Genomic DNA, 1,052 nt, shown 5'->3' with positions numbered 1-1,052 from the left:
CTCGTAATGGTGAGTGTCGTACCTCCATTGGAGATAGTTAAATTATCTGTACCGCCTTTACCTGCAATCGATGTAATACCTTGTAAGTTAGACGCTAATTGTACCTTGAGTGCACCATCTACATGATTCACACCAATGTTCTTGTCCGTTAAGGTATCTTTAGTAGCACCACCAATGATCTTCAACGTACTATTGAGTTTCTTTGTGATCACATTCGTAGTACCAGTAGCATCGTCACCAGCATATTTCATGCCATCATCCATAGTGGCTACTTCATGTTTGACCGGTTTCTTTGTATCTGGATGCTGAGGGTCTACTTCTTGTGTTTCGTAAATGATGCGTGTCATGCCATCTTTGCCATCTACGCCATTTACACCCTTATCGCCTTTTATGGTAAGGCCGTTAGCACCATTTTTGCCTGCAAGGCCAATGGATCCATCTGCACCATGAATCGTTACCGATGACCCATCTTTACCATGTACGCCGATGGTACCATCGGAACCTTTTTCACCTTTTTCACCGACGATGATTTCAGGATCTTTACCTGGTTTACCTGATTTGCCAGCTTCGCCTTTTACGGTCAAGGTAGTGGTGGTAACAGATTTCGATGTTAAGTCTTTATTAAGTTTCACCGTTACTGTCGTATTCCCATCAGCGCCTTGCTCAATCGAGGTGAGTACGTTTTTACCATCGTACTGTTTGTCTTCCGCAGAGGCATTATCTGGTATATCTGCCGTACCTCGAATGGTAACGGTAGACCCTAGTTGGTTGGTCTTAGCTCCACCAATATTGGCATTGAACACAAGTCCTTTCGCGGTTGCTTGCTCTACAGCTTGTGTAATGCTTTCACCTGTAGCCTGTGTAAGGTCAGATACGTTCACCGCTGCGGTAGGGTGATTGTTCTCTTTCGCAGCTTCCTTCAATCGGTCTAGGAATGTTGGGTTCTTATTCCCCTCAATCGTAGTGCCAGCAATGGCCGATCCTACGTTATTCAAGATGGTCTTCCCATCGGTTCTCGATGTATCCGCCGCTTGAATTCGCGTTTCCACTTG

General features: G+C 45.2%; 1 pseudogene. It reads right to left on the bottom strand.

The window, feature by feature from the left end:
- Window positions 1-1,052, bottom strand: a pseudogene (locus K357_RS09925) (hypothetical protein); the annotation flags it as partial.

Origin of the sequence: Veillonella montpellierensis DSM 17217, from assembly GCF_000426745.1 — a bacterium.
GTDB lineage: Bacteria > Bacillota > Negativicutes > Veillonellales > Veillonellaceae > Veillonella > Veillonella montpellierensis.
The sequence above is the reverse complement of the archived record's forward strand: the minus strand, read 5'-3'. Positions and strand labels throughout refer to the sequence as shown.